1 protein-coding gene and 1 other annotated feature are annotated in these 570 nt (G+C 66.8%); the gene reads left to right on the top strand.

The window, feature by feature from the left end; genetic code table 11:
- Window positions 1-570, top strand: a 570-nt coding sequence (locus AC1ROW_RS22240; protein ID WP_493021869.1) for an IS3 family transposase, incomplete at both ends; no start/stop codon positions are given.
- Window positions 7-141: a sequence feature (AL1L pseudoknot), on the top strand. (Overlaps the previous gene by 135 nt.)

Below are 570 nucleotides of genomic sequence, written 5' to 3'. Positions count from 1 at the left end.
GCGGGCGGCGTCTTTCTTCGGGGCGGAGCTCGACCGCCACTACCGGAAGTAGTCGTCTTCATCGACGCGAACAAGGACGACCTGGTCGACGGTCGCCGGCTCGGAGTCGAGCTCATCTGCAGACTGCTGCAGGTGGCTCCGAGCAGCTACTACGCAGCCAAGACCCGCGCCCCGTCCGCCCGCGCGCTGCGGGACGAGGAACTGATCCCGCAGCTGGTCGAGATCTGGGAAGCCAACTATCGCGTCTACGGCGTCCGCAAGCTCTGGAAGGCCGCCCGTCGTGCGGGCATCATGATCGGCCGGGACCAGACCGCGAGGTTGATGCGTGTCGCGGGGATTGAGGGCGCGCGGAGGTCGAAGCGGGTCAAGACCACACGACCGGATCCTTGGTCGGCGCGGCACCCGGACCTGGTGAAACGGGAGTTCACCGCGACCGGCCCGAATCGGCTCTGGGTCACGGATCTGACGTTCGTGCCGACGTGGGCGGGTGTCGCGTATGTGTGCTTCATCGTCGACGTGTTCTCTCGGATGATCGTGGGGTGGCGGGTCGCGTCGCATATGCGCACCGAG

It is taken from the genome of Leifsonia sp. GW821-FHT13C09 (assembly GCF_058806435.1).
The sequence above is the reverse complement of the archived record's forward strand: the minus strand, read 5'-3'. Positions and strand labels throughout refer to the sequence as shown.